The sequence below is a fragment of the Tunturiibacter empetritectus genome (assembly GCF_013410875.1).
In the GTDB taxonomy this organism is placed as follows: Bacteria; Acidobacteriota; Terriglobia; order Terriglobales; family Acidobacteriaceae; genus Edaphobacter; species Edaphobacter empetritectus.
This window is the reverse complement of the sequence record NZ_JACCCU010000001.1, coordinates 2415094-2437762: the sequence shown is the minus strand read 5'-3', so window position 1 is coordinate 2437762 and position 22669 is coordinate 2415094. Positions and strand designations below refer to the sequence as shown.

The 22669-nt window shown below is 55.0% G+C and carries 8 protein-coding genes; 2 read left to right on the top strand and 6 right to left on the bottom strand.

Features of this window, described 5'->3' with window-relative positions:
• Positions 1–2: 2 nt before the first annotated feature.
• Together HDF08_RS10295 and HDF08_RS10290 are read left to right on the top strand one after the other, a co-directional pair.
• The gene (locus HDF08_RS10295) at positions 3–8102 is read left to right on the top strand and encodes a hybrid non-ribosomal peptide synthetase/type I polyketide synthase (protein WP_179638350.1); all 8100 of its coding nucleotides are present in this window, start codon (positions 3–5) and stop codon (positions 8100–8102) included.
• Positions 8099–10714, top strand: coding sequence for a condensation domain-containing protein (locus tag HDF08_RS10290; protein ID WP_179638349.1), 2616 nt, complete (start codon positions 8099–8101; stop codon positions 10712–10714). Before HDF08_RS10295 ends, HDF08_RS10290 begins: the two co-directional genes overlap by 4 nt.
• A gap of 23 nt (positions 10715–10737) precedes the next feature.
• Here the strand turns inward: HDF08_RS10290 and HDF08_RS10285 are convergent, their stop codons facing one another.
• The 6 genes from HDF08_RS10285 to HDF08_RS10260 form a co-directional block, all read right to left on the bottom strand.
• Positions 10738–12213, bottom strand: a complete 1476-nt coding sequence (locus tag HDF08_RS10285; RefSeq protein ID WP_179638348.1) for an alpha/beta hydrolase family protein — start codon at positions 12211–12213, stop codon at positions 10738–10740.
• A 121-nt stretch (positions 12214–12334) separates the two neighbouring features.
• Positions 12335–13252 carry a transcriptional regulator gene (locus HDF08_RS10280; RefSeq protein WP_179638347.1) on the bottom strand — a complete coding sequence of 306 codons (918 nt, stop codon included), beginning with the start codon at positions 13250–13252 and terminating at the stop codon, positions 12335–12337.
• Between the two features lie 359 nt (positions 13253–13611).
• Positions 13612–15528 carry an ArnT family glycosyltransferase gene (locus HDF08_RS10275; protein WP_179638346.1) on the bottom strand — a complete coding sequence of 639 codons (1917 nt, stop codon included), beginning with the start codon at positions 15526–15528 and terminating at the stop codon, positions 13612–13614.
• A 323-nt stretch (positions 15529–15851) separates the two neighbouring features.
• Entirely contained in the window at positions 15852–19010 is a 3159-nt protein-coding gene (locus HDF08_RS10270) for an efflux RND transporter permease subunit (protein ID WP_179638345.1), read from the bottom strand.
• Positions 19010–20599, bottom strand: coding sequence for an efflux RND transporter periplasmic adaptor subunit (locus tag HDF08_RS10265; protein ID WP_179638344.1), 1590 nt, complete (start codon positions 20597–20599; stop codon positions 19010–19012). Before HDF08_RS10265 ends, HDF08_RS10270 begins: the two co-directional genes overlap by 1 nt.
• Positions 20596–21855 (bottom strand): TolC family protein, encoded by a 1260-nt coding sequence (locus HDF08_RS10260; RefSeq protein ID WP_179638343.1) that lies wholly within the window; start codon positions 21853–21855, stop codon positions 20596–20598. Before HDF08_RS10260 ends, HDF08_RS10265 begins: the two co-directional genes overlap by 4 nt.
• Between the last annotated feature and the right edge of the window lie 814 nt (positions 21856–22669).

Below are 22669 nucleotides of genomic sequence, written 5' to 3'. Positions count from 1 at the left end.
GATTGAATCAAGAATCTAACCGGGAGACGCGCAGGACTGACGAGGTTGCTGGCGAGGAGCAGTTGCTGGACTGTGTCGCAATCATCGGCCTGTCAGGACGATTTCCTGGAGCGCCGGATGTGGAGGCGTTCTGGGAGAACATCGCCGCCGGGAAGGTCACGATCTCCCACTTTTCTCCTTCCGAGCTGGAGGCGAGAAACAGCGCAGGGCTAGAGCATGGCTCGGACTATGTCGGTGCGCGCGGTGTGCTCGAGGATCCCGGCATGTTCGACGCGGAGTTCTTTGGCATATCGCCGCGCGACGCTGAGAGCATGGATCCTCAGCATCGGATCTTTCTGGAGACATGCTGGAATGCGCTCGAAGATGCGGGCTATGACCAATCGACCTATGCGGGACAGATTGGACTCTTCGGTGGGTGCAGCCTCAACACTTACTTGCTGGCGAATCTTTGCCGCGATCGAGCGTTTATCGATGAGGTGACAGGGAACTATCAGGTTGGCGAGTTCCGGTCGTTTATGGGGAACGACAAAGACTTCCTGACGACTCGCGTTGCTTACAAGTTGAACTTGCGCGGGCCGTGCATCAGCGTGGCTTCTGCATGTGCTACTTCGCTGGTTGCAATTGCGCAGGCGAGCCAGAGCCTGCTGAACTACCAGTGCGATATGGCGCTGGCGGGTGGTGTGTCGGTTACGTTTCCGCAGAGGCGCGGGCATCTGTACTCGGAAGGAAGCATTGGATCGAAGGATGGCTTCTGCAGGCCCTTCGACGCCGCCGCAACAGGTACGGTGTTCAGCCATGGCGCGGGTGCGGTTCTGTTGAAGCGGTTGGAGGATGCCATAGCAGACCGCGATCATATTACCGCTGTGATTCGTGGGTTTGGCGTGAATAACGACGGCTCCATGAAGGCTGGATACATGGCTCCCGGGGTGGATGGGCAGTCGGGCGTGATTGCTGCTGCACAGGCGATGGCTGGCGTGGATGCTCGCACGATTACTTACATTGAGGCTCATGGAACGGCGACGCCGCTGGGCGATCCGATTGAGGTCGCAGCGCTGACGAAGGCGTTTCGGTTGAGCACGGAGGCGACGGGTTTCTGCGCGATTGGTACGGCGAAGGCCAACGTTGGGCATCTGGATGCAGCCGCAGGAGTGGCGGGAGTGATTAAGACGGCGCTCTCTTTGAATAAGGCGACGCTGCCGCCTTTGGCCAACTTTGAGAGTGCTAATCCGAACATCGACTTTGAGAGTTCGCCGTTCTATGTCAATCGCGAGTTGAATCCATGGAAGTCTGATGGACCGCGCCGCGCCGGGGTGAGTGCTTTCGGAGTTGGCGGTGTGAATGCGCATGTGGTGCTGGAAGAGGCTCCTGTGTTGCAGCCTTTGACAGCTTCGTTGCGTTCGGCGCAGTTGCTCTGTGTTTCGGCGAGATCACAGTCTGCGCTGCAGGTTGCGATCGGCAATCTTGCTCCATATATCAAGGAGCACTCTGAAGTTCCGCTTGAGGACGTTGGCTACACGCTTGCGGTTGGCAGAAAAGCGTTTGATCACCGCGCTGCGTTTGTGTGTGCAGGCGCTGAAGATGCTATTGCAAAACTTTCGTCAGCCAAAGCGGAGGCGAATCGAGTTGTGCCGGCAAAGCGGCCTGAGGTTGTGTTCCTGTTTCCTGGGCAGGGATCGCAGTTCGCGGGCATGGGTAGCTCATTGTATAAAAGCGAACCGTTGTACCGTCGCGAGGTAGACGAGTGTTGCGAGATTCTGCAGCCTTTGCTTGGCCTCGACCTCCGCGAGATTCTCTTTCCGGTGGATGTGGCGGCGCCGGAGGCTGCGGAGAGGATTCAACAGACGCAGTTCGCGCAGACGGGAATCTTCGTAACGGAGTTCGCGATGGCGAAGCTCTGGCAGGCGTGGGGGATTGAACCGCGTGCCTGTGCGGGCCACAGCATAGGGGAGTATGTAGCGGCTGTTCTTGCAGGGGTTATGAGCCGCGAAGATGCTTTGCGGCTGGTAAGCATTCGCGGACGGATGATGCAGGAGATGCCGCGCGGGGCTATGGTGGGCGTGCGGCTCAGCGAGTCTGAGCTTCAGCCGTATCTTGCCGATGATATTTCGATTGCTGCGTTGAATGCTCCGAAGCTGAGCGTGCTGGCCGGGCCGCTTGAAGCCGTTGAGAGGCTGGAGAAGAGGCTGACTGCGAATGGAGCGCTCTTCCGCAGGCTGCGTACTTCGCATGCGTTTCATTCGTCGATGATGGATCCGATGCTGGCTGGGTTTGAGGCGGAGGTTGCCAAGGTTACGCTGCACCGTCCCGCTCGCCCTTATGTTTCGAGCTTCACCGGGACATGGATCGAGCCGGAACAGGCGACGAGCCCGCGCTTCTGGGCTGACCAGGTTCGCAATCCTGTTCGCTTCGCAGATGCGCTGAAGACGCTGATGGCGACTCCGCAGATATTGCTGGAGGTTGGCCCGGGAAATACGCTGGCTACGCTTGCGCGTCAGCAGCCGAATAGTAGTGCGGCCGTAATCGTCTCTTCGCTGGCGCAACGGGATGAACAGTCTCCCGTGGAGGCAGGTTCGCTCCAGGAGGCGCTTGGGCAACTCTGGGTGGCGGGGGCGATGCCGGACTGGACGAAGGTTTACGCACAGGAGATGCGGCGACGAGTCTCTCTGCCAACTTATCCGTTTGAACGCAAACTGTATTGGGTGGAGCCGCCGCCATTTACGGGGGGCTTGCAACTCCCCGAACCGCCAATCATTTCTAGAGTAGAGATTTTCGATACAGAAAGTGGCGGCGAAGTTGTTCCCGCCGCGACCGAACCGTTGAAAGAGGCACCAATGCAAGAACGCAAGCTGCGTCTGCAGCCGATTGTTTCAGAGGTTTTTACTCAGTTGAGCGGGATCGAAGTGACCCCGGATCAGGTCGATCATCAGTTTCTGGAGTTGGGGCTTGACTCGTTGTTTCTGACCCAGGCTACACAGGGCATTCAGAAGAAGTTCGGCGTGAAGCTGACCTTTCGCCAGATTATGGAGCAGTATTCCACGATTGCGAGTCTTTCCGGCTATCTGGACAGTGTGCTTCCGCCGGATGCGTTTCCAGCAGAGGCGCAGGTTCAAGCTGCTCCGGTGCAGACGGTCGCCGCTCACTCCAGCGTCGCAGCTCCACTTGCGAGCTTCTCGAGTTCAGGCTCGTCGACTTCTGCCGGCTCTGCGGTTGAGCGGCTGTTTAGTGAGCAGATGGCGATGATGTCGAAGGTCTTTGAGCAGCAGATGGCAGCGTTGCGCGCCACGACCGGATTGCCGGCGGCGGTTGCCACATCGGCGGCATCAACAGTGGTATCAGCGGCTATGCCTGTTGTGGCCTCTGCTGCGTCATCATCAGCTACACCGACGTCGACAGGGGAGACAGCTGAGGTCAAGCACGGATCTTACAGGCCCTTGCAGCCGCGGGTTCAACAGGATCTTGATGGCGATCAGCAACAGTATCTCAACACGCTCCTTGCGAAGTATCAGAAGAAGACGCCAGGGTCCAAGCGTCTGACAGACAAGGCACGGGTTCATCTTGCCGACCCTCGTGCGGTTGCCGGTTTTCGGCCGCAGTGGAAGGAGATGGTCTACCCACTCGTGACTGAGCGCGCCAAAGGTTCGAGGATCTGGGACGTCGATGGCAATGAGTACATCGACATCGTGAATGGTTACGGGGCGATCATGTTCGGGCACTCTCCGCAGTTTGTGCTGGATGCTGTTCACAAGCAGATTGAAGAAGGTGTTGCCATTGGGCCGCAGTCTCCGCTGGCGGGTGAAGTTGCGGCGCAGATATGCGAGCTAACGGGAAACGATCGGGTAACCTTCTGCAATACCGGATCGGAAGCGGTGATGGCGGCTATTCGCGTGGCTCGCACGGTTACGGGACGCGATCGCATCATCTACTTTGCGGGCGACTATCACGGTACGTTTGACGAGGTTCTTGTTCGCAATACACCACGGGGAACGGTGCCGCTTGCGCCGGGCATTCCGATTGCGAATACAGGAAATGTGGTTGTGCTGGAGTACGGCGCCGATGCTTCGCTTGAGTACATTCGCAAGAATGCGAGTGAGATCGCTGCTGTCTTAATAGAGCCAGTGCAGACGCGCAACCCTGGTCTGCAACCGATTGCTTTCATCAAGACCGTGAGACAGATCACGGAGCAGGCTGAGATTGCACTGATTATTGACGAGGTGGTCACAGGCTTCAGACTTGCTCCCGGCGGTGTGCAGGAGAGTTTCGGGGTGCGAGCCGATCTTGCGACGTATGGCAAGGTCATCGGCGGCGGGTATCCCATCGGCGTGCTCTCGGGTAAGGCACAGTTTATGGATGCGCTCGATGGCGGCACCTGGCAGTATGGCGATGCTTCGATCCCTGAGGTTGGCGTGACCTTCTTCGCTGGGACCTTCGTTCGTCATCCACAGGCTCTCGCTGCAGCACGTGCGGTTCTCAATCATTTGAAGGCTGCTGGGCCGCAGCTTCAACTTGATTTGAATCGAAAGACCGCAGAGATGGCGGCGCGGCTGGATAACTTTTTTGTTGAGCGCGGTGTTCCGAGCCGGATCCATCACTTCGCGTCGTGGTTTTACTTCACCTTCCACGGGGACGCTCGACTTGGCAGTCTGCTGTACTACGCGATGCGGGAGAAGGGCATTCATATTCAGGAAGGCTATCCCTGCTTCCTTACGACGGCACACACAGACGCGGATCTGCAAACTGTCGAGGAGGTATTCCGCGAGACGGTCGAAGAGATGCAGGCTAGCAACGCGCTTCCCAGCCACGGGGAGCATCAGAGTGGTCCGGCTGTAGCGCCAGTGTCTGCGATGCATCCTGCGGCTCTTAAGGACTCTCCGGCAAAGGTTCCGATCACTGAGGCGCAACGTGAGATCTACTTTGCTGCTGCGCTAGGCGATGAGGTGAACTGTGCGTTCAATGAGTCAGTGACGCTTCGTTTGCGCGGCGATGTTGATGAAAGGGCACTGAAACAGGCGCTTGAATCAGTGTTTGCTCGACACGATGCGTTGCGCAGCACCATCAGTGAGGATGGTGAATCGATATTGATCGCTCCAGCCTTTCAAGGCACTGTCGAACAGGTGGATCTCTCTTCCGCTGCAGATGCCTCTCGAGAGCAGACGTTGCATGAGGCGATTGAGAGGGAGGGGAGGATACCGTTCTCGCTTACGCAGGGGCCGCTTGCGCGCGCAACGATCTTCAAGATGTCCGCCGATGAGACGGTATTGCTCTTTACCGGGCATCATATCGTTCTCGATGGATGGTCCGTAAACCAACTTTTCGAAGAGATCAGCAAGTTCTACAGTGCAAAGGGGAACGCGAGCGAAAAGTTGCTACCTCTGCTTCCGTTCAGTAGCTATGCCGTTCAGGAGCAGACCCGTCAGAAGTCCGGTGAGTTTGCGGACAATGAAGCCTACTGGGTCAATAAGTTTTCTGGCTTGGCACCGGTGCTCGATCTGCCGACCGACAGACCTCGCCCGGTGAATAAGACCTACCATGGAGCGACATTGAAAGGCAGTCTCGGGTCCGCTCTGTATATGGATTTGAAGGGTGCAAGCGCACGGTTGGGTTGCACGCTTTATGTCACTCTGCTCTCGGGCTTTCAACTTTTGCTGCATCGTTTGACCCGTCAGCCGGAGGTAGTGGTTGGCATCTCGACGGCGGGGCAGGCTCTTTTTCAAAATGCGAGCCTCGTCGGACATTGTGTTCACTTTCTGCCGATGCTGAGCCAATTGACAGAGGCGGAGACGGCGAAGAGTCATCTCGCCGCTACTCGCAATGTGCTCTTCGATGCGTTCGACCATCAGGAGTTTACCTACGGCAGCCTGCTCCACAAGCTTTCGATTCCGCGAGATGCAGGGCGACTACCGCTGATCGAAGTTCAGTTCAATCTTGAAAAGATCGGAGCGCGTATTGGCTTTGACGGTCTGTCGGCGGACATAAAGGCAAACCCGAAGCAGTTTGTAAATACGGATATGTTTCTGAATGTGATCGAAACCGAAGACGATCTCAAATTCGATTGCGATTTCAACACCGACCTCTTTGACGAAGAGACAGTTCGCCGCTGGATGCACCAGTACGCCAACCTGCTGAGCAGCGTTGTGCGGGATGCGACGTTGCGCGTTGACGAGCTTGAACTGCTGGATGAGAAAGACCGGCAGGAGATTGTAGACGGTTGGAATCGAACCGAGGTGGCGTTCGGCCGCGAGTTTGTTCCGATCCATCGAGTTGCTGAGCTGCGAGCGCGGGAACAGGCCGATCAGGTAGTGGTCGAGTGCGGTTCGAAGAGATGGACGAGAAGGGAACTGGATCAATATTCGAATCGCGTTGCGCATAGACTACAGCGGGAGGGGCTGAAGCCGGGGGATCTGGTTGGACTCTGTGTCGAGCGATCGGTCGAGATGCTGGGGGCGCTGCTTGGAGTGTTGAAGGCCGGTGGGGCGTATGTGCCGCTGGATCCGCGGCACCCAAAGGATCGACTAGAGATGGTGCTCGAGGATTCGGGCGCTGCGTTACTGGTAGTGGGAGGTTCGTTCTCTACTGCGCAGCCCGGATTCAGAACCGCTGCGAAGGTAGTGGTACTGGATACGAAGATAGCCGAGGAGAGCGATGCGCCGCTTGAAGCATCAGCTGCGGCGGATTCGCTGGCATACGTCATCTATACCTCTGGCACAACTGGAAGACCGAAGGGCGTAGCGGTTGAGCACGGCGCTCTGATGAACTTGTTGCAATCGATGGAGCGGGAGCCGGGCTTGAGTCGAGCAGATGTGCTGGTCGCGGTGACTACGCTTGCCTTCGATATCGCGGGACTTGAATTGTTATTGCCTTTGTTGGTGGGAGCGCGGTTAGTGATCGCGAACGAAGACGAGGTTGCGGACGGCTACTTGTTGCTTCAGCTGCTGCAGCGCAGTAAAGCGACCGTGCTGCAGGCCACTCCCGGCACGTGGAGAATGTTGATCGATGCGGGATGGGGCCGCGAGTTGCCTCTGAAGGTACTGTGCGGTGGCGAAGCGCTGCCGAGAGATTTGGCGGATCAGCTGATTGAGAGAAGTGAGCAGGTGTGGAACGTCTATGGGCCTACCGAGACGACGATCTGGTCGTCTGCTACACGTGTTGCCGCCGGGACCGGACCGTTACTCATCGGGCCTCCGATTGCGAATACGCAGTTTTATGTACTCGATCATCGGCTGCAGCCGGTGCCAGTGGGCGTTGTGGGGGAGCTCTACATAGGAGGCACGGGGCTGGCGCGTGGATATTGGAAGCGTCCCGACCTGACGGCCGAACGGTTTCTGCCTAATCCATTTGCCAAGGGGCGCATTTATAAAACGGGGGATCTTGGACGCTGGCACGTGGATGCGAAGGAGCAAGGACAAGTAGAGTTGCTTGGCCGCACCGATTTCCAGGTAAAGATTCGCGGCTATCGAATTGAGTTGGGAGAGATTGAGGTCGCCCTGAACAGGCACCCCGCGGTGCGCGAGGCTGTGGTGGTTGCGCATACTAGCAAGAGTGCCGGAGCGGTGATTACGCGACTGGTGGCTTATGTCGACGCAGGCAACTCTGCAGAACACGCTACAGCGCTAACTGCGGATCTGCTCACGATGCTTGCAGGTACTTTGCCGGAGTACATGATTCCAGCGGTGATCCTGCCGTTGCCACAGCTTCCACGATCACCGAACGGAAAGATAGACCGTAAGAGTCTGCCGGATGCGGAGAGTTTTCTGAAGGCAGGTCTTCACTCTGCACAGCGGCCGTTCACTGCTCCTTCGACGGCAGAACAAAAAAAGCTCGCAGAGATTTGGTCTGAGGTGCTCATGCTGGACCGCGTTAGCATTACAGATAGTATCTTTGAGCTTGGTGCGGACTCATTGCTCATCTTCCGAATAGCCGCACGCTCACAGAAGGAAGGTTTGAACGTAACGGCAGCGCAGATATTCAAGCATCGGACGATTCTGGCATTATCCGATGGGTTGGGGGAGCACGCGGAGACAAGATCCAACACGATCAAAGCAGCGCCGCGAATTACGGTCGCTCCACGAAAGGCTTATCGCGGTGAAAGCGGGACACGCGGATGAAGCAATATCTCCAATCTGCGACGGGGGTCACTACGAATACACCTGAAGAAACGCCGGTCGTAAACTCGTCGGCCTCGTCGGTGGACGAAGTCTACGCCATGCCTGCTACGCAAGGACAGGTCCGTTTCTGGTCGCTGGATCAGATGCACCCGGGCAACCCCGCGTTGAACATGCCGCTGATGTGGCAGTGCCTCGGCAAACTAAATGTGGATCTTCTGGCCATGGCCTTTACCCTGGCGGTGCGACGACATGAGATGTTGCGAACGACCTTTGCGGTGGTGGATGGAAGACTATCGCAGATCATCGGATTACCCTACATCGTTGCACTGCCGGTCAAGGATCTGCAGGAAGTGCCTGATGCGGCGAACTCATCAGAGGCCGGCAGACTGATCCGCGAACATGCGGCTTACCGCATGGACTTGTTCAACGGACCGCTTCTCGCTCTCAAGTTGCTGAAGTTCGCTCCGGAACATCATCTTCTGCTCGTCACAATGCACCACATTATCTGTGATGGCATCTCTCTTGGCATTCTGCTGCGCGACATTGCGGTCTTTTACGAAGCGCTGATGAAAGACAAGGAACCTGTTCTGCCCGAGCTGCCAATTCAGTTTGCCGACTTCGCGGTTTGGCAGGAGGAGTGGCGAAAGAGTGAAGCTGCGGGAACGTCACTGAACTTCTGGCGTAAGGCTCTAGGAACAAACTTTGGGCGGCTTGAACTCCCTCACGATGCAACCCCTGAAGGCCGGAGAGACGTTCGTACGGACTCCGAATCAGGCGATATCGAGACGCTTCTTATTTCGCCGGAGCTCACCGCACGGGCTCACGAGTTCTGCAAGGACCAAAACGTAACGCTGAATATCCTGTTGTTCAGTATCTTCTGTGCTCTGCTGTACCGGGTAACGGGGCAGCGGGATATAGTCGTTGGATCTCCGTGCGCGAACCGGAACGATGATACGGAAGAGTTGATTGGGCTCTTTATGAATATTCAGGTGCTCCGCGTGGGGATCGAACCACAGGAGACCTTTCGATCGCTGCTTACGAAGGTGCAGGACTGGACGCTAGGCGCATACGAAAATCAGGAGCTCCCGTTTGAAGAACTGATCTACGACTCGCACTTCTCGCACAACAATACTTCGTTTGAAATCCCGATCTTCTTTCTGTATCAGAAGTCTTTTATGGTGATTCAGCGGGTTGCCGGACTTGAGATCACACCACTGCGGTCGATGAGTCCAGGTGCCGTCTTCGAGTGGATGTTCGCCATCGTTGATCGGCCGGAAGAGGGGCCGCGGCTGCAGCTTGAATACAACCCGAACTATTTTCGCCCAGCGACGATTCAACGATATCTAACGAGCTTCATCGCGGTGCTGGAGTCTGCCGTTCAGGAATCGTCGATCCAGTTGGAGATGATGGCTCCGACAGACGATTTCCTTCCAGCGAAACTTCCTGATGCCCAGAGTCAAAGTGCGCCTCTTAGAAACATGCGTGCAGTCCCTGAGAAGCAATTAGATGGTGGCGCGGCGATCATGGAGAAGTTGGAAGAACAGGTTGCGACGATCAGCGACCCGATCGAGATTCAACTCCTCGAACTTTGGCGATCGATGCTGGGGGTCGAGGAGATCACGACTGATACCAACGTGTTTTCGCTTGGAGTCAGTTCGCTCTCCATTCTTCGCCTGGTTACACGCATGAACAGCCTGTATTCCATGGGATTCGGGCTGGCCAGTTTAATCTCCGCTCCCACGATCAAGATGGTTGCTGACCTGGTCCGCAGACGCTACGCGCCAAACACGGTGACGTCGCTCGTACCGATTCAACCTGTAGGCACGAAGCGCCCCCTTTTTATTGTTCATGGGGCGGGAGGGAACGTAGTCAACTTCTATGGCCTTACGACGAGGATTGGCGCGGACCAACCAGTTTATGGAGTGCAGGCCCAGGCGCTTGAGCTAAATCGACCGGCGCTGCTCCACCTCGAGGATATGGCTGCTCATTATCTGAAGGAGATTCGACAGGTCCAGCCCATGGGCCCATATCACCTGCTCGGTTACTCCTTCGGTGGAGTCATGGTACTTGAGATGGCCCATCAACTTTTGGCTGCGGGCGAAACCGTCGGCCTGTTGGGGATGCTGGATTCAAGAGCGAGAGATTACATCCAAGTATCTTCCGCCGAACCATCCTCCAACAACGGGGTTAGCGAACCGGCCGGTCTTGTTGGTTTTTTTCACAGCCAAAGAGGGCACGGGAGTGTCAAAGGATGGTGGGATTTTTTTCTCAAGGACTTTACGGAACGTCGAGTGCGCTACACCGTTACGATTGCCGCACGAATGTTCTCAAGATTGCCAGCTTTCCTCAAGAACACCCATGAGATTAACGCTGTAGCTGCACGAAACTATAAGGTGAAACCAGTCTCGCAGAAGTTGACTCTTTTTCGGGCCGCGAAGCAGGCAGATCGCAGTATTCCTTCTGACAATGGCTGGTCGCCGATCTTTCAGGGTGGAGTTGAAATTCACGAGGTTCCTGGAGATCACTGGCAGGTTCTATCCGTGCCGGGAATTGATGTGTTAGCGAAATCGATCCATGGGTGCCTTAGTCGATTTGATGAGCGGGTGCAGTAATAGTGGTCGTCTGGAGAATGTTGCTATTTAGGCAGGGGCGGCTTTAGAGCTGTCTCGACTGATGCCGCTTTAGACTCTGAACTCCAGTGCTCTATCTTGACTCCACGAAACGGACTCGACGTCCCTGATTCGAGCAAAGCCGGCTTTGTCTCTCGAATGGTCTGATCGAAGAAAGCCAGTACGTAGGCGCGAACGATAGTTTCTATACGCGACGGCGAAATATGATCGGGTTGTGTCCATCTGCGCCACGGACTGACGAGAGGATGATCTGTAAAGTCCATATGTGCGGTGTTGTTGATGGACACCTTGTACCCGCCAAATTGCCTGAGGCTTGTATCGACCTCATTGCGATCGGTTGCGTCTAGTTCTGCTTCGGCGCGTTCTGCACGCCCCATCGTTGCTGAATTTGGTGGGGGCGAGGGCGAGTTTCCTGCTATTCCGTATAGGAACATCGTTGGCTGGTTAGCCGCACGCTGTCGAAGATCTCCGAATGTCCAGCCGTCCATATTGATTGCGGATTGGATTCGTGCGTCTACGGAACACATCTGCACGGCTGCCGCACCGCCGAAGGAATGGCCTAATGCACCAGCTCGATGAGTATCAAGTCGACCATACCAAGGGCTCGCTTGATCCAGATTGTCGCTCTGCAGCGTGTTGAGAACAAAAACCTCGTCGGCCACCCATTTGCTGAGCTCTTTATTCCACGTCTCAGTAATTTCACTAACGGAATGAAGATTGGTATCAAGTAGGCTGCTTCCATCGGTATCATCGACGATGCGATCTCCGGGCAACTCAACCCGGCTGGCGTTGTAGGTGTGGTCAATCGAAGCGACTACATAGCCATGGCTGGCAAGGTCTTCGGTCAGAAACGTATTCAGAGTACGTCTTCCAGCCCAGCCATGATTGAACAGCAACACGTGAAACGGACCACCTTGAGTTGCCACGGGGGCATCTTCCCTGGAGTTAGTCCAAAGGACGCTTCGATAAGAGGTGAGTGGAATTGTCTCAGACCTTCTCTCGTAGGCAGCCAGATGGTTGTTCGACGGATCGGCTGGGTACCACAGCTGCACCACTAGTTCTCTGGCGGTTCCGGGTTTCTCTGCTTTATCTTCTGTGCGGCTCGAATCTTTTAGATAGAGGATCCGTGTTCCTACTGGATAGGGCCCCGTTGGCTTCGGGAGCGTAAACATAGGCACGATCAGGAGCAGTCCAAACGTGGTGACGGAGAGCAGCGCACAAGCAATGGCCACCAGGTTTTTCATTGCTGGATAACGTACAGCTCGACGAGTTGCAGGTAGCAGTTGCCAGGCTACCAGCAGGACAAGGCCTGCCAGGACGGGGAACATCTGCCAGTGTGTTCCTTCATGGAGGACATGCCAGATTGCGACGAGTACTCCGAGCACCGTAAAGACTCTCGACCAGTTTGCGCCGGATTTTGCCATCTGCGCCGCCGCGGCAGCAATCAAGGTGACAATTAAAATGACTTCAAATAGTCGCATAACCTGTTGAGAAACTCATCGTCTACACGATGAAGCAGCTCGGATAGCTCTTGAATCTATCCGGCCCAAAGCACGTTTGTAGAGATGTCCTGCAAATGAAAACAATGCTGCTCGGCTGCAACTAAGAGGGTTTTTTCAAGGAAGACAGCTTATGCAAGGCGCCCTTCGCTGCAGCTGCGGCGGCCACGGAGTGAGATTTGAGGTAGTCAATCGCAGGAGATTGGCCAGGAGGACGCGGAGTCAGTCCAAGCGTTCGAAGAGCGTGGTTTGCGCGGTACGTATTTGCTCGAAGAGTATCCTTAAACTGAACGTTGACATTGAGCGAAACGGAGACGTTGTCGTCGTTTTCGACCCAGTGTGGACAATTCACAGGAATATGCACACCGTTTCCAGGGCGCAATTTATACGAAGTAGCACGGGCCTGAAATTGTGGTTTGTAGACAGGCGCATTGTTATCCACCGTCCAGAACCGCTCAATCTCCTCTTCAGGAAGAACCTCTCGATCCGCGCGATCGAAGACATGAATTGTCTTCGTTCCTTTGATCTGGAGCAGGAAGCTGCACTCTCGATCGATGTGGTACGTTGCGACGCGCTTAGGGGAAGTGACAAAGATGAGAGCATCTTCGCGCAGAACTCGAGACTTCAAGTCCCGATCAATCTTCGATTTAATTTTTTCCCATCCGCTGCCCAAGAAGATCTTGTATTTCGGGTCTTTCTGAACGTCCTTGAATAAGAGCCAAGCCCCACAGGTCTCGATACGTTGCATCGTTTCGATGACTGAGAACTGCTTTGCAGGCATCTGATCCCATCTTTGGTCGACCCGGATATCGGTGCCCGCATCATAGTAGATGCCTGCTGGTCTGTCCCTTTTCGTGCGATCCGCCAACTCCATAAGTTCGGGAATCTGCAATAACGGATGTTCCGTAAGCGAATGGATGATCTCGAAGTGTTCACGATCAAATCCTCCGCTCAGTTGAGCCGCGTCGGTTGTAATCCAGCACTCTTCAAGAAGGTCGTTCGAGATGGTTTGAGTTGACATAGCTCTCAGGTACTCCCAGGCCAGAATTCACACAAAGTCTATCTTCTAAATTCGCGTCCGCACAATAAAAAATGTCAGTACAGCCTCAGTAACTTACCAAAGTAATTTTTTAATTACTCAACCTTTAACCTGGCTGTATGCCGAGATTGTCTCCGGGGTACAGGTTATAGCTTTTTCTCAAGAGAATCACTCAAAATCTTTAATTCCTATGAGGTTTGTGAGGGCTGGCACTGGACCTCTTTGAGTTAATTCCAGCTAGGAACTTCAGGTAGGCGGCGAATCTCTCTGGAACTACCCGGTAATAGACATTCAGACCATCCTTGCGGAATGTGATCAGTCCTAGATCTGCGAGGACCTTACTACGGCTCGTGGAGATGGCTTCGGGCTGCTTCTATTCCCGCTGTACTCCTTGGAATTAGGTCTTCATCCTCAAGCTCCGGCCGAATGGTTCTCGCCAACTCATTTGCCCGCTGATAGTGATCCAATGCCTCGCTCCATCTCTGCTTCAGCGCCAGTGTGCCCGCCAGATTGAGTTGCGTGATCGCCGAGTTTGGCGCAAGGGCAACTGCTTCCTGCGCCATGTTTAGTGCCTCATCTATCTGACCTGTCTTCGCAAGGTCCCCTGTCTTCCGCACGTCCACCAGAGCCGCCATTAGTGGTACGTCAAATCGGCCGCGGTACACGTACACGCCTTGCTGAATCGTTGCAACGGGCTTCGCTTCACGAAACGGCTCGAACCAGTTCAGCGGGCCATCCCCCGACTCAATTCCCTCTAAATCGCTGTCGCTGATAAGAATCGTTCCGTCAATTACAGCTGGCACATCCATCGGCAGTTTGAACCACCAAAGCGAACTTCCTGTCGGCAATCGCTTGCACGATATGTCATAGTCGGAAGGCTCGACTGCACCATCCGGAAAGTAAGCGAACCAGCAGTCGGTGACGTGATTTTGGTCTAGATACTGCTTGACCGACTTTAGTTGCTGCCCCCAGTCGACGTTCGCGTCGCTCAGGTATCGATGCACATTGGAAGGACCGCCCCAAGCCTCATTTCCGTAGGCCATGTACGCCGGAGCAACTCGCACCGATGTGACCACCTGCCACAACAGCAGCATCACCGCGGCAACAACCCAAATACGACTACGAAGAAGCGCATGGGCGATCGACACCCCCGCAAGAGAATAAAGAAAAGGGTAGATCGGCATGAGGTGCCTTGCGCCGATGTCCATATGTGACGTTGTGACTAGAGTGAAATAAAAGACCACCGGGACAAGCATGAAATACAGCTCTCGTGTGTGTCTATCCCCTCGCCGGAACCAGAGAAAGGGAAGCAGAGTCAGTAGAATCAGCAGGGGGAGCGTGGACTTGATCAGAAAGGCAGCCGGAAAGTAGGGCCATGGCCCATGGCGGTACATCTTGCCGAAGAAGTAGCTTGTGTACTCCCACTCGGTCTTCTTCGTGTTGGCAAGGCCCCAAATATAGGACTCAGGTAGCAGGTGAAACTTTGCGACGAGGGAAAGTTCTTCAGCGTTAGCCTTGTTAGGCATCGAAGCAACGTACGGCGTCAGCGTCGGCGAAAGCTCGAGTCCATTCGGCGCTGGAGCGTAGCGGAAACCGTAGAACGCCCAGATTACAGCCCAGGTGCACACGAGGACGACCGCACACGCCACCAGTCGTCGCCAGAGTATGACGGAGTTACGAGCGTGCAGCGCTTCGGCTCCCGCGAGTAATACCAGCATGGGCAGCACGAAGATGCCTGTAAACTTGGCGCACATGGCCAACCCAGCCGCCAGACCGACGATTGCCAACCGTGCGGGACTCGGCGCTTTTGTATAGAGGTAGAATGCGTAAATCGTTCCAAAGATGAAGCAGGCGCTGCCAATATCAGTTGAGATCAGGGTGCCATGCGCCAGAACGTTGGGGTCGAAGACAAACAGCGCCAACGCGGCCAGTGCGGCAGTGTCACCGAACATCTCCCGTGTAGCGATGTAGAGCAATGCTGCCAGCAAAAACGTAAAGATCATGCAGAACATGCGCGCCGGGAACAGGACACGGTCGCCTCCGTTGCGGAAGACAAACAACCTCCCATCCAAGAAGGCTTCCAAACTCTGAGACTTCCCTTGATTGGCCGGTGTGTACAGATGCATTCGGAGTAGGGGGAGCGCGGCGGTGAGCTTCACAAGTGGCGGGACTTCGGCGTTCAATCTGTAGTCGTGCTTTGTCCAGACGTTATAGCCGTCGTACAAGTGATGCGCCTCGTCCCAGTTAGCGGAGGACATCTTTGCAACATGAACAAGTTGTAAGGCGAAAACGAGAATAAATAACGTCACGGCCAAGATCCGATAGATCCGACTGAGGGGACGCAAGCTCACTTACTAGTTTTCTCCGTGCATGAAGTCGACGAACGGGATACCCGGATCAATGGCATAAAGGACGCTGTAGCAGCATTCTAGACGCTGACTGGGCCGAGAGGTATGGAAGTCAGGCAATAAAGATCACGCACTCTTAGCAGAGGCAGTGGCCCAAAGAAAATTCGGACGGATGCTGATACAATTTAGTGTCTTCGGCTAGACGCATATAAAAGGGGAATCTTCTCGCCCTTCTAGCTGCTCCCTGAAGTCCGTAGCTGCAGATGTCCCTTTCGCAATGCGCGTTCCTTCATCATGACGAAGAAGACAGGGACCAGAATCAGGACGTGGATGGTGGAAGTGATCATGCCACCCACAATGGGCGCGGCAATCGGCTTCATCACATCGGAGCCGATACCAGATTCCCAAAGGATCGGAACCAGGCTGGCGAGTACAGCGCAGACTGTCATGAGCTTTGGCCTCAGACGATGGACGGCACCTTCAATCGCTGCGTTTTCAATGTCAGCATTCGTCAACGCCTTGCCAGATTGCAGCTTATTTTCGAGTGCCTCATGGAGATAAACCACCATGACTACGCCGGTTTCCACCGCAATCCCAAAGAGCGCGATATAACCGACCGCCACGGCGACGCTAAAGTTGTAGTGAAGAAGCCATTGCAGGAGCAAGCCTCCACTCATCGCATAGATGGTCGGGAAGATGAGAACAAGCGCTTCGGCAACCGAGTGAAAGACCAGGTACAACAATAGGAAGATCACGAAGAAGACGATCGGAAGGATCAGTTGCAATCGCTGCTTCGCACGTAGTTCGAGTTCATACTCCCCCGACCACTGAAAGGTGTAGTTTGCAGGCAAAGCGAGTTTGCTGTGAATGAGTTTGTTTGCCTCTGCGACGAAGCCGCCATAGTCGGAGTTTTTGAGGTCGATATAGATGTATCCCGTCAACGCACCGTCTTCGTCCCGAATCATGACAGGGCCACGCGTGAACGAAATCTTCGCTACCTGGCCGAGCGGAATCTGCGCACCGGATGGCGTACCGATTAGCACGCCACGCATCTTGTCGACATTGTCGCGGAAGTCGCGCTGATAGCGGACGTTGATGGGATAGCGTTCTCGACCCTCAATGTTCTCTGCGATATTCTGGCCTCCAATACCAGATGAAACAGCAGTCTGCACATCCGCGATCGTCAGACCGTAACGAGCTGCCTCTTCTCGTTTGATTTCGACATTGACGTAGAAACCCTGCGCGACCTTCTCAGCAAAGACAGATCGAACCTGCGGAAGCCCAGAGATAACAGTCTGAAGTTGCGAGGCAAGTTGCTGAATGCCATCTACATTCGGCCCCTGCACCTTCATGCCGAGTGGCGTCTTGATGCCGGTCAATTCCATATCGAGGCGGTTTTCGACTGGACTTGTCCAGGTGTTTGAGAGTCCAGGAAACTGGAGCTTCTCATCCATCTGCTGAATGAGCTTTTCGTAGGTCATCCCAGCGGGCCATTGCTCTCGCGGTTTGAACATGAGCGTGGTGTCATACATATCGAGCGGCGCATTGTCAGTTGCACTGTCCGAACGACCGACAGCGCCGAATACGCTGGCTACTTCCGGGAAACTGCGAAGAATGCGGTCCTGCTGCTGCAAGAGCACCTTAGCTTGTTCGATGGAGATGCCGGGAAGAGCAGTCGGCATGTAGAGAGTGGAGCCTTCAAAGAGAGCTGGCATGAACTGGCTGCCCAGACGTGAGGCGAGTGGAAATGTGATCAGCAGAAAGATGAGGTTGACCACGATAGTGAGCCAGCGGTGTCGCAGGCAGAATTTCAGGATAGGCAGGTAGATCGCCTGCGTAACACGTGAGATCGGATTCGCCTTTTCCGGCTTGAGCCGCCCTCGAATCAGCATCACCATCAGAACCGGCACAAGGGTGATGGCAAGGATGGAGGAAGAACCCACTGCAAGAGTCTTCGTCCATGCCAGCGGACGAAACATGCGTCCTTCTTGCGCTTCGAGCAGGAAGACTGGCATGAAGGAAACGACGATGATAATCAGTGAAAAGAAGAGTGCCGGACCAATCTGCTTGGCCGAATTGATAAGAATGCTCTGCCGCTCTGGCTCCGATACCGGGTTGGCATCGTTTTTCTGCCGTTCCGACAGATGGCGATAGCCATTTTCGACCATCACAATGGACGCATCGACCAGCACTCCAACTGCCAACGCGATGCCGCCCAGCGACATGATGTTTGAACTCACTCCCAGCCAATACATCGGGATAAAAGACATTAGCACCGCGATAGGCAGGGCGACGATGGCGATAAGCGCCGAACGGAAATGAAACAGGAAGATGATGATGACCAGGCTAACAATGGCTGCTTCTTCGAGCAGATCGCGTTGCAACGTTTTAATCGACGCATTGATCAAATCGGAACGATCGTATCCCGTCATGATCTGGACGCCGGGCGGCAGAGAGGGCGCTATCTCACGCAGCTTCTGCTTCACTCCGTTGATGATGTTGAGCGCGTTCATGCCCTGGCGCATGACGATGATCCCGCCGACGGTTTCTCCATCTCCATGCCACTCCGCAACCCCTTCGCGGATATCCGGGCCGAAAGTTACCGTTCCCAGATCGCGTATCAGGATAGGGGTCCCATTTTTGCTGCCGACGGCAACCGTGGCGAGATCGTCCAGTGAGCGCAGATAGCCGAGACCACGGATCATGTAGTCGGCACCGCTCAAGTTAAGAACGCGACCGCCGACTTCATTCGTGCTCATCTTTACTTTGTCGATGACTGTAGAAAGCGGAATGCCATAAGCAAGTAGCTTGTTCGGGTCGAGCTGTACCTGATATTGCTTGACGAAGCCACCGATGCTGGCTACCTCGGCAACTCCGGGCACAGTCTCCAGCGCATACCGCAGATGCCAGTCCTGCAAACTACGCAGGTCTGCCAGACTGTGTTTGCCGCTCTTATCGACGATGGCATACTCATAGATCCAGCCTGCGCCCGTCGCATCAGGGCCGATCGAAGGATGCACGTTCTCTGGCAAGCGCCCGCTGATCTGCTGCAGGTATTCGATGACACGCGAGCGCGCCCAGTAGAGGTCCGTGCCGTCCTCAAAAACGACATAGACGTAGGAGTCGCCAAGCATGGTCTGGGCGCGAACAGCTTTGACATGCGGGGCCGCCAGGAGGCTTGTAACGATGGGATAGGTTACCTGATCTTCAATGACATCGGGCGGCTCGCCTGCCCAACCCGTATGAACGATCACCTGCACATCGGAGATGTCCGGCAGTGCGTCCAGCGGGACATGCTGGAAAGACCAGATTCCAGCAAGTGTAAGCAGCAGCACGACCGTGAAGACAATAAAGCGATTGCGGGCACAGGCATCAATGATTTTTGAAAGCATCACATGCCTCCCGTCGCGTTTACGCGCAGTTGCTTGGTTGCGATTGTCTGACCATTTTTCTTAGCGGAGATGGTCGCCTGCCATGTCCCCCCGGAATCGAGAGAACCGCTTCCTTGATACATGCCATTGCCTTTTTCGATGAGCTTGGTGGTTGTGTTCATGGCCGCCATTCCCATCGCCGGCATACCAGACATATAGAACGTGACTGTAACGTCAGCTCTGGTGGCAGGTTTTCCATCTGCGCCTGTGAGTTTTACTCGAAAGACGTTGCTGCCCTTTTGCGGCGGGTTGGGATCTGTGGTGAAGTCGATATCTGCCATGGCTGCAGCGGGTGCATTTGCTGTCGAAGAACTTCCCCCCGCTCCCGGCGCGGGTGGCACGAAAGAACCTGCCGCAGCCTGTAGCTGGCTTTCTGAGTCGATGAGGAAGCTGGCAGATGTGACGATGGATTCGTGTGCCTTCAGGCCCTTGAGGACTACAAAGTCATCGCCAACGCGGGGACCAATTGTGATCTCTTTTGGCTCAAGACTGCCGTTGCCGTGATTGAGGAAAATCAGTTGTCGTGTACCGGATTGAAAGACGGCCGACGCAGGGACAATTAGTTGATGTCCCAGGTTTGTTTTCAGATCGACGTTCACGAACATACCCGGTTTCAGTTTGAGTCCCGGATTTGTCATCGCTAGCCGCACACGAACGGTGCGTGTTGCCATATCCACTTGCGGCAGAATCGCTTCGATCTGACCGGAGAAGGTGCGGCCCGGATACGAATCGACGGTAATCTGCGCAGTATTGTTGGGTCTTATGCGGCCTATGTCGTCCTGGAAAACCTGGGCATACACCCACACGCGAGATAGATCGGCAACGGTATAGAGTTTGGTCGAAGGCTCGGCGTACATATTGGGCAGGGCATTTCGTTCGGTGATGTATCCCTCAACCGGAGAGTTGATGGTGAGGTCAGTCACCGGTTTGTCAGTTTCTTTTAGCTTTGCGATCTCGCTTTCGGGTATATCCCACTGCTGTAGCCGCTGCTCCGCCGCGCTCGAAAGTGTGGCCGCGCCATCAGCTACACCATCAATGGTGCTTGCGCTCATGGTCTTCTGGTTCCGCCGTGCCAGCAGATACTCTTGTTGTGTCGCCACAAGGTCAGGGCTGTAGATAGTGAAGAGCGGCTCACCTTTTCTCACATATTGATACGTGGCATTGGCAAACACCTTGCGGATGTAGCCGGGAAAGCGCACCTGCACACAGGAGATCAGACGCTCATCGATGTCTACCGTGCCGGTCGTGCGTATATCGTCGCTCAATTGTTTGTATTCGACTGTGCCAGTCTGCACGCCGATACTCTGCATCCTCTCGGGTGTGAGTTGGACTGGAACAAGCTGAGCATCCATCTTCATATCTGGCATGGATGGCTTTGGATCATCCACACTAGCAGGCGGACCAGAGGCTACTGGCTGCATATCGCCGGACATCGACGTCTTCATTGCTGCTGGCTGGTTCGCCTGATGGAAACGGTATGCCCAAACTCCAGCGACAACTGCGAGGACGGCGATCCAGACGAGTGACGTTCTCAAGACATATTTGTTCATCGCAGTGTCGCTCCTGTTAGAGATTCGAGGTGGGCCAAAGCAGCTTCGTGATCCACGAGGGTCTGCGCGTATTCGAGCCTCAGACTCAGAAGGTCGGTGAAGTACGAGAGAACGTGAATGAATTGCTCACGATTGAACGCATAAGCGTTTAGTGTGGCCCGGTACGCTGCATCTGATTGTGGGATGAGACCTTCCCGATATTCCTTTAGCAGCTCCGCATCGCTCGTAGCTTTGACATACCCTCCCTTCACTTCAGCGAGTTGCTGTTGCAGATGTGCATTGAGTGTTTGTTGTGATTCTGAGCGCTTCTCCGTGGCCTCTGCGATCTCCGCATTCACCCGCGTTTTGCGCGGGAAGCGCACATCGAAGGTGAACATGTAATAGTCCCGATACTTGCGGTCGGTGTTTTGGTAGATATAACCAACTTCAAAGTCCGGCTTTCCTTCACGCTTCGCGGAGGCCAACTGCGCGTCCTGCTTCCGAATGGAACTCGCATCGACCTGAATCTGAGGGTTGTTTTGCTTGACCATCGCGAGCAGCTCGTCGGAGGAGCGGTTGAGTGGAGTCTCGACCAAGTCTTCCGTAGCAATGTCCGGCGATCCCTGATCTCGATTGAGCAGTCCTTTGAGATGAGCCTGTATCTGCCCCATTTGCTGATGGTGCATCGTTATCTCTTTCACGATCTTTGTTCGATTCATCTGCGCCTGCAGGACATCCTGCTGCATCCCCTGTCCAACCTGATAGTGGGCCGTTGCATCCTGAATGAGTTGGTCGAGAACGGCTTCGTTTTGCCGCAGGATGCCGAGCGTCTGTTGCAGATACGCCAGTTGGAGATAGTCGGCTTTCACCGAATCGGCAATGTTGGTTTTCGTGACTTCAACTTCGGCCACCTTTGTATCGGCATCACGTTCGGCTACTGCCCCGCGCGCTTGCAACTTCCCGGGATAGGGCAGTTCCTGCGATGCGCCAACGCCGATGTAGGCAAAATCGCTGTTGGTGTATCCGGCAAACGGCTTCGGACTACCCACACTCAACTGCTGGTAGGTCAATTTGGGATCAGGCAGCGTAGTCATCTGCGGCGCCACTTGCCTCGCGGCTCGTGCGCCGTGATCGGCTGCGGAAATCTGTGGGTTGTTTGCCCCGGCCTCAGCTAAAAGCTGGGACAAGGATGTGGGTGTACTCGCCATCGGCGTCTGCCCAGAGGCAGAAAATGCAGTGGCCAGCACGAGCGCGGCAGTCAAAGAGACCACGTTCATACGGAAGCTCCAATCTCAAATGCAGTTCAAGGCATTCGCCAAAACACGCAAACAGGTGTGCGTGCTCGGCAAAAGTAGAGTGCGAGAGGGGAGCTGACTAGATTCGTAGAATGGAAATGGTCGAAGGCGGGGGCTTCGGAGGCGAGTAGTCGGGATGTTCGACCCATTCAATGATCGTTACGGGCCTATTCAACATCTCAAAAGCAGCCAACCAGATTACATCTGCCACAACTGGATGGAAGGTCACTGCTTTCGTGTCCAACGCGTTCTCATGAACACTCGGGGGAGTCTTCTGGCAGCAGCCATGCGACGCAGACATATTGTCCGTCAGCCCACACTGGTTCTTCATCATGCGGCAGCAGGCACGTTCTTCGGTGTTCATTTCCGTGCTGGAAACCATGCAGGCCATCGCCGGCGCCAAGCACGACATCAGTAGCAGGACCAACACACCGAATTGTCGGACAATACGCATCGCTGTGACTAGACTACGTCTACCCAATGAATCGAGCAAATGGCGATACCGGCGTCGTGGCAGCCACGCGCAGATGCACCGACGACGCCGAGTTCAAGTCGTTTTCAATTCTTCTTCGCTCCAGCGCATCGGATGTCAGTCGATTGGAATTCCTGTTTATGAGAATCCGGACAGCCGAATGATGGACAGTGAAGGGAATGCCTCTATCACTGACACTGATATTCGCGTACGAGATAGTTCTGAAGAAAGTCATCGGACGGCACAGCTTCCGGTACTCTCTGACAACTAACCTGAGCGGTTTCCGGATCACGCTCGACGTCTACACGCGAGCGACCTCCGAGA

What these genes read in the sequence shown, in the direction of transcription:
- HDF08_RS10285 (WP_179638348.1), bottom strand. Translation starts at nt 12,213, where the DNA reads ATGCGACTATTTGAAGTCATTTTAATTGTCACCTTGATTGCTGCCGCG.
- HDF08_RS10280 (WP_179638347.1), bottom strand. Translation starts at nt 13,252, where the DNA reads ATGTCAACTCAAACCATCTCGAACGACCTTCTTGAAGAGTGCTGGATT.
- HDF08_RS10260 (WP_179638343.1), bottom strand. Translation starts at nt 21,855, where the DNA reads ATGAACGTGGTCTCTTTGACTGCCGCGCTCGTGCTGGCCACTGCATTT.
- HDF08_RS10265 (WP_179638344.1), bottom strand. Translation starts at nt 20,599, where the DNA reads ATGAACAAATATGTCTTGAGAACGTCACTCGTCTGGATCGCCGTCCTC.
- HDF08_RS10275 (WP_179638346.1), bottom strand. Translation starts at nt 15,528, where the DNA reads ATGTCCTCCGCTAACTGGGACGAGGCGCATCACTTGTACGACGGCTAT.
- HDF08_RS10290 (WP_179638349.1), top strand. Translation starts at nt 8,099, where the DNA reads ATGAAGCAATATCTCCAATCTGCGACGGGGGTCACTACGAATACACCT.
- HDF08_RS10270 (WP_179638345.1), bottom strand. Translation starts at nt 19,010, where the DNA reads ATGCTTTCAAAAATCATTGATGCCTGTGCCCGCAATCGCTTTATTGTC.